Source organism: Candidatus Accumulibacter sp. ACC005 (assembly GCF_907163215.1).
Taxonomy (GTDB): domain Bacteria; phylum Pseudomonadota; class Gammaproteobacteria; order Burkholderiales; family Rhodocyclaceae; genus Accumulibacter; species Accumulibacter regalis.
The window spans coordinates 465,842-472,035 of the sequence record NZ_CAJQUB010000005.1; the positions used below are offsets into that span (position 1 = coordinate 465,842).

Consider the following 6,194-nt stretch of genomic DNA (forward strand, 5'->3'; position numbering starts at 1 on the left):
TGGCGCGCGGTCGAACAGAAAGCGCTGCTCACCTGGCCGATAGTCGTTGCACGTTTCCTTGCTGAACGACGCGGGCTGGGTCTCGGTCACCACCCGGCACTGCTCGGCAGGATTCCCGGCGGTAATGCCGGTTGCGCCTCATCGTCGGATTGCGGGTCAAGCGCTCGGGCACGACTGATCAGCGGATCGTTGGCGCGATCGATCGAGAACGCCGGTCGCACCGCCGGGTTGCGGCGCCACGAAATTGACGGCGTCACACTCCTGCCGCCGGTAGGAGTCCACTTCAGGCGCCTGGCTGGCGCAGTCGATGATCTTGGCCGTACCCGGCCCCGACAACTGACCCTGCCCCGCCTGGAAAACCTGCGATTGGGGGAGTGTTCAATCCGAAGCCGGGCACCGTCGTGGCGCCGGTGCCGTTGCCAATTGCCTGGAAGGCGCTGTCGATCGTACCGGCGCCCAGCGCTTTACCCTCGGCAAACGCGCTGCTCGCAGCATCGCCTTGCGCCCAGACACGGCTTGCCAGGAGCAACGCAAGGACGAAGACCCACCGCTTGCTCATGGCCGCGACCCCGAGAGTCTTGCCGCGTAGCGGCCGCGCAACTTCGGCCCACGCCGGCGCCTGTCGCTCGATCAGATCGAGCGCGTAGTCCTGAGTCACATCGCCGTCGACGCGGATGAAGCTCGACCCCGGGGCGCAGCCGTCTTCGCCGATCTTTGACGCCTGGCCGGATCGCGCCAGCACCAGTGCCGGCACCTGGTGCACCTTGAACTGCTTGAAGGCCGGTGGATGAATGATCGCCGTGACCTTACGGTCGCCGACCAGTCGCGCGATCTCCTCACCCATGCGCGTGAGCGAATTCCCGTGAAGTCCGCGCAGGACCAAGACGGCGCCGGATTTCTCTGCCTGGCTGACGATTCGCTGCAGCGTTTCCTTCGGCAACGAAAAGGAAACGAACACCATCAACTCCGGGACGTCCTTGCCCGGTGCCGAGCTTGGCTTGGGTTGCCGGTAGGTTGCTGCCATCCGGGCGATATCGGGCCCCGTGGTCGCGGGCTGGGGCAGCCTGGTCGGATCGGGAACCGTCAGACGGCCAGTGGCCTTCGGAACCGTCGACGGCGTCCAGAAGAGAACCCATGCGCTCGCGGGTAGCCCGCAGCTCGCTGTCCGAGGGTCCTACGCCTTGAGCCAGCGCGCACGTCACCGGCCCCCCCCAGGCGCCGACGCCGAGGCAAAGCACCGACAGCAGGATCAGCGGTCGCCTGCTCATGGCCTCAGAACGCGCCCTGGCAACAGTTGCGTTTGCGGAAGACCATGTACGCGAAATCCTCGCCCTCGAAGGGAAACTCGCGCCCGGCGCCCCACAGGATCGTCGATCGCCCCAGCGGCTGGCAGCATTTCCCCGATACCTGAGCGGTCTGGGGAATCGGATAGAGCATGTGATACTTGTAGCCGGTCTTGTCCATGATCGGCTGCGGGTAGTAGCCGCAGAGTCCGTCCTCGCCGGAGGCCGCCCACATCAGCCCCTCCCGGTGCATCTTGGCGATCAGGCGGGTCATTTCCAGACTCGATGCCTGGACGCCGCCAATATGGGCCTGCACGTTGCCATTCAGCGGATAGAGGCTGCCCTGGCAGCCGGCACACCAGAACAGGGTGTTGAGCGGAAAGCCGGCGGTGGCCGCTGCGCAATCGGCGGCACAGGCGGCGCGGGCCGCCAGGTTGCCGAACAGCGCGACCTCGGGGTTGAGGATGAAGGTCAGCTCGTCGTCGTGCCACATCGGGTCCAGTTCGGTGAGATAGGCGACATCGAAACCGCCCTGCTCCAGACAGGCATTGTCGAAGATCGCTTCCAGCCAGAAGATGACCGGATCGACGTACCAATGGACCTGATAGAAAGACGAGGTCGACGTGCTGTCCTGGCTGAAACGCGAACCGCGGGGCGCATCGAACCCGGGATCAAGCTCGAGTCCGCCGAGACTGGTCAGGCAGAACGGGCGACGCACCACATCGACTCGCCTCACCGGCTCCCAAAAGCTCACCTTGAAACCCACGCGCAATTGGGAGGGGCACGCACAAAGCGGTGAGCCGCCGGGATTCGGCGTGTCTTCCTGTCCCATGGACAGCAGATCGAGGCCACCGAAGCGGATCGGCAGCATGCAGCGCCAACAATATCGGTGATCGGATTGGCGAAGCGGCCGGTGCAGGTCGGCGATGCCAAGGCAGGCCCGATACGCCCAATCGCCACCGCCAAGAAGAACAACAAGAGGCACTTACGGACGAACTTCATCGACCCTTAGCCTCTTGCCATCCTGACTGACCACCGCCGGCACCTGACGAATGCCGAGGCGGCGGCTCAAGCTACCGCCCTGGTCGTAGAAGACGCGGCGTTTCCACGAGCGCATTAGCGCCAGGGGCTCACCGGCGACCAGATGGGTTTGGCGCCCCCCTCGGGGCTCGCCAGCGCCTGTTGCGCAAAGGCGACCTGGCGGCGATCCCGCCCATCAAAGAAGACGAGCCGTTCGCGAAGGGAAACGTGATCGAGAGGATTCACCCTTAGTCCGCGCGCGAAAAGGATCGCGCCGTCGGCATTGCGGATGTCGTGGTCGAGGATCCACGTCGGGTCGATGAAGAAGCGGCGCCGGGTGACGGTGGCCTTGAGGCCGTCGACGGGTCTGGGTTTCTCGACGGCAGCAACGACGCGATCGCGGTGTTCGTTCTGTTTCCGGGCGAGTTCGCCGGTCTTCTCCATGTATTTGAGACGTGACTCGATGACGTCCAGCAGATCCGGCTCTGCAATGTCGTAGGTCGGCCCGACGACACCGAGATCGTCCGCGTGCGCGATGGGCATCGAAGCGGCGAGCAGCAGGGCGAAGAACGGCAGTGGGGCTTGAATCGACATGGGAATCGATTCTGGTCTGCCGTCGGCGGCTGTGGATTTCGAAATGCGACTTTACGGGGCGCATTTCGCCTCGGCATGGGGCGATGATGGTTGCCGCGGCTACGCGCTCCGCTTCTGGCTGCCGTCGCCAGCGGGCCGGACGGGAATTCGGTAGCAATGCGCCCGATTCCGCGTTTGACACAGAAACACGTCCGGGACGACGCTCCCCAGGCGCAGGATCTGCATCCTGGCCAGCTGGAGTCGCTCGACCAACAGGGGTTCGGCCTGGCGGGAGGGAATCCAGGTGAAGTTCCCCTCCCGCTCTGATGTCAGGACGCCAGTTTTTACGCCGTCGCGCAAGGTGGCGACGATGCCCTGAATCAACTTCAGCCGCTCGTCTTCACCGGGGTCTCTGGTCTTGCCCTGGATCGGCCTGGCTTCCTGATCGGGTTGGGTAGCTGGAGGCGCTCGTGGTTGCGGGTTTGGGCTGTAGGTTTCCGATGGCCATGAGCTGCTTGACCGCTGGCTGGAGGCGAATCACTTTCCACGGCTGACCGTGCTCGACCGCGATCTCGGTCACCTTGCGAAACGGTGCCAAAGGATCGAGCGCCAGCCAGTTGCGGTGCGACAGCTCGTCGAGGATCGCCTTGCTGTCCAGACCGCAGCCAGTGAGCGCATCGGGCCACTTCAGACACAACACGCCGGAGGGGTCGATGTGGACCAGAGTCTCGGCAGCTTTCTTGCCCGCCTGAAGGTCGTGTGCAAGGGCCCGTAATGCTTCGCCGACGGCACCGTCGAGCTGATCGCTGCCCGCCGCTGGCAGGTTGGGCGTGGGCTCTGGGTTGGCAGGAAGCTCCGATATTCCACCGGCCGTAGCGGAAACAGCTGACTCGATCGGCGGCGATGACCGCGTTGCCGGCAACTCAGGCGCCTCTGCTACGGGTTCGTCCGGATAGAGGACTCTTCCCGGAACGGCAGGGCGGCGCGGGCTCGATGAGCAGCCCCGGCTCACGAAGCCTGATCGCCGTCAGTCGGATGTTCGGGATCTTCTCGGCCAGCACCGCCGGAGCGATCACCCAGTAGCGATGGCCGTCGGCACGATCCTCGCGGAACACTCGCCAACTGCCGTTCCACGAGCATATCGAGAAGACTGTTCGGCGTTCTCGGCAAGCCCGGAATCTTTTCCTGATGAATGAGGGCGGCAATTTCCTCGCCAGCGGCCGGCCAGATCAGGTAGAGATGCCCATCGATATGCCAGAGTCGCGAGCCCGGTTGATTGACTCCCCAGGTTCCCTCACGAACCAGCCGGCGCATGATGTCCACCAGGAAGCGTTCGACCGGCAGGCCGATCTCGTAGCCGGTGAAGGCGACGCCGAGACTGCGCAGGTCGCGCTCGACGCTGGTCCTGATCCGCGCGAATGACGAGATCGTGAATCGGATTCTCGGCGCTGGGTGAGCCGTTGATCGTTTCCATCATCCACAGCACCAGCTCGGTGTCAGCCGCGGCGATCCAGGCCAGACCCTGTGGACTGATGATGCGTTCGGCAATCAGGGCGGAAATGGCCTGGTGTTTCTTGCCACGATTCTCGCGCCAATGCAGGAAGTAGCGATCCACCTGATGCCGGCTGGCCCAGCCGTAGAGATCTTCGACGAAGGGGTTCCAGACCTGCGCGCCATCCCGGCTGGTGACGACCAGGTCGGTGACCGGCTTGCCGACGTCGTGGCAAAGGGCGGCAAGGAATACCGCCAGATGCCAGCGCGGCTGGAGTTCGCGGCGGCGGCGCGGCGCCTGCTCTCCGGGCAGAAGCACGCGATCACCCGACTGGAGCGACCACAGGGCGACTTCGGCCGCGTGACGCAGCAGCCCACCGGCGCCGCGATGATGATGCGTCTGGCTGGCCGGCAGGAGGTGGGCATAGGAAGCAAAGCGACGCAGCGGACTGCCGATAGAACTGCTCGAAGATTTCCGAAGACGCAAGGCCGGCTTCGCGGATTTGGCCGATCAGCTCCTGCTGCGTCTCGATGAGTTTGTCCGGGTGGGTTGCCGGCAAGCCCTTCATGAACGGCGGGTAGCGTGGAATCTCGTCGTCCATGGTCTGCTCCGACGGCGGGTTTACGGGAAGGCTTACGGCCGGTTGTTGGCCTGTTTATCCCGCCGAATCGCTTTCCTGATCAAGCCGAACATCGGTCAGCCCTCCCCTTGGCCCACATCCAGCCGGGTTCGGTGCAAGCCGCGCCGAATCGCGGGTACGCGGCGAAGACGCTGGCGTGCCTGATCGGGGTCGAGATCGAGGAGGTCGCAGATTGCGTGGAAGGAATTGCCGGCCCTGGATTGGTCATGAAAAATCCAGATCAGGGCGTCCCGCTGCACGCCTTCGACGGTGCTTGCCGATTTCTCAGGCCGATCGTGTGTTGCCCTTGGCATCTTCGATCGCTTGATGGAGGACGGCGATCCACAGGCGCTTGGAGCGTTGGGCAACCTCGCGTACAGCGCAGTCGGCGAGGATTCCCCAAGACCCGGTGCGTCGCACGTCAGAAGACCCGATGCGCTTTCCCGACGATCTGCTGTCGACTCACCCAGCCGGTCAGCCGATAGCGTGAATCAAGGCTGTCGGGATGCGAGCCGGCAACGTAGTAGCGCCCGTCGGGAATGATTCCGACCGGGCCAGTGTCCAGGGGCTCGCCGGTCCTGGCGCGCTCCTTGGCACGACCGACCGGCTCGCCATCTACCCGGAAATCTCGCCCTGTCGCGGTGACGACGGAGCCGGGCAAGCCGATCAAGCGTTTGAGGAACAGGCACCCGCGCGGATAGGGCCAGTTGGCCTCCCACCGGAAGGCGACCAGGTCCCCGCGCGCTGGCATCACGTTTTTCTCGACCAGAAAGAGCGTGCCGGGAAGGCTTTCGGTGAGGTTCAAGGCGAGCAGATAGGCGCGGCCAAACGCCAAATGGGCGGCAATGACCCAAAGCAGCAGCTGGAAACCAACGTCCCGCAGGAGATCGAAAAGACGGATAGACATGCCGCCACTGTATCGGCGTCGCAAGCGTCAGGATTTGGAAATACGCCCTGCGGTGACGCTTTTCAGCGGCAAGAAAATCGGCAATCCGTGCAGGCTAGGGCGGGTAACGAGCGTTATGCCGGTAGGTGCTTGCAGTTTTGCGGACCCGTGAGAATCTGGAACGGTCATCAACTGATTGGAGGCCTCCATGACTATCGCCGCTGCATCACAAACCAGCGCCATCTTCAGCACTTTGCCGCTATTGGCGCTGCTGCTATTCGTCATCGCCGTGTTCCGCTGGAATCGGCGATCGAAGGGGTC

The 6,194-nt window shown here is 64.0% G+C and carries 8 protein-coding genes and 1 pseudogene; all 9 read right to left on the reverse strand.

All coding sequences use genetic code 11. The annotated features are described in order from the left end of the window. Nucleotides 1-86: 86 nt before the first annotated feature. On the reverse strand, nucleotides 87-257 hold the full coding sequence (locus QZ613_RS07160) for a hypothetical protein (protein WP_291981864.1): 171 nt from the start codon (nucleotides 255-257) through the stop codon (nucleotides 87-89). A gap of 26 nt (nucleotides 258-283) precedes the next feature. After that, on the reverse strand, nucleotides 284-1,024 hold the full coding sequence (gene trbC, locus QZ613_RS07165; RefSeq protein ID WP_291981867.1) for a type-F conjugative transfer system pilin assembly protein TrbC: 741 nt from the start codon (nucleotides 1,022-1,024) through the stop codon (nucleotides 284-286). Between the two features lie 248 nt (nucleotides 1,025-1,272). Further along, a pseudogene (gene traU, locus QZ613_RS07170) lies at nucleotides 1,273-2,285 on the reverse strand (conjugal transfer pilus assembly protein TraU). A 114-nt stretch (nucleotides 2,286-2,399) separates the two neighbouring features. Then, complete coding sequence (locus tag QZ613_RS07175; RefSeq protein ID WP_366144431.1) at nucleotides 2,400-2,897, reverse strand: type-F conjugative transfer system protein TraW; 498 nt, start codon at nucleotides 2,895-2,897, stop codon at nucleotides 2,400-2,402. A gap of 379 nt (nucleotides 2,898-3,276) precedes the next feature. Continuing rightward, nucleotides 3,277-3,798 carry a hypothetical protein gene (locus QZ613_RS07180; RefSeq protein ID WP_291981869.1) on the reverse strand — a complete coding sequence of 174 codons (522 nt, stop codon included), beginning with the start codon at nucleotides 3,796-3,798 and terminating at the stop codon, nucleotides 3,277-3,279. A gap of 86 nt (nucleotides 3,799-3,884) precedes the next feature. Then, a complete protein-coding gene (locus QZ613_RS07185) occupies nucleotides 3,885-4,286 on the reverse strand; it encodes a TraI domain-containing protein (protein WP_366144433.1) in 402 nt (133 codons plus the stop codon). Next, on the reverse strand, nucleotides 4,171-4,854 hold the full coding sequence (gene mobH, locus QZ613_RS07190) for a MobH family relaxase (RefSeq protein ID WP_291981870.1): 684 nt from the start codon (nucleotides 4,852-4,854) through the stop codon (nucleotides 4,171-4,173). Before mobH ends, QZ613_RS07185 begins: the two co-directional genes overlap by 116 nt. Before the next feature lie 554 nt (nucleotides 4,855-5,408). After that, complete coding sequence (locus tag QZ613_RS07195) at nucleotides 5,409-5,894, reverse strand: S26 family signal peptidase (protein WP_291981872.1); 486 nt, start codon at nucleotides 5,892-5,894, stop codon at nucleotides 5,409-5,411. A gap of 27 nt (nucleotides 5,895-5,921) precedes the next feature. Further along, nucleotides 5,922-6,194: hypothetical protein (locus QZ613_RS07200; RefSeq protein WP_291981876.1), on the reverse strand; the 273-nt coding region annotated here is incomplete at its 5' end.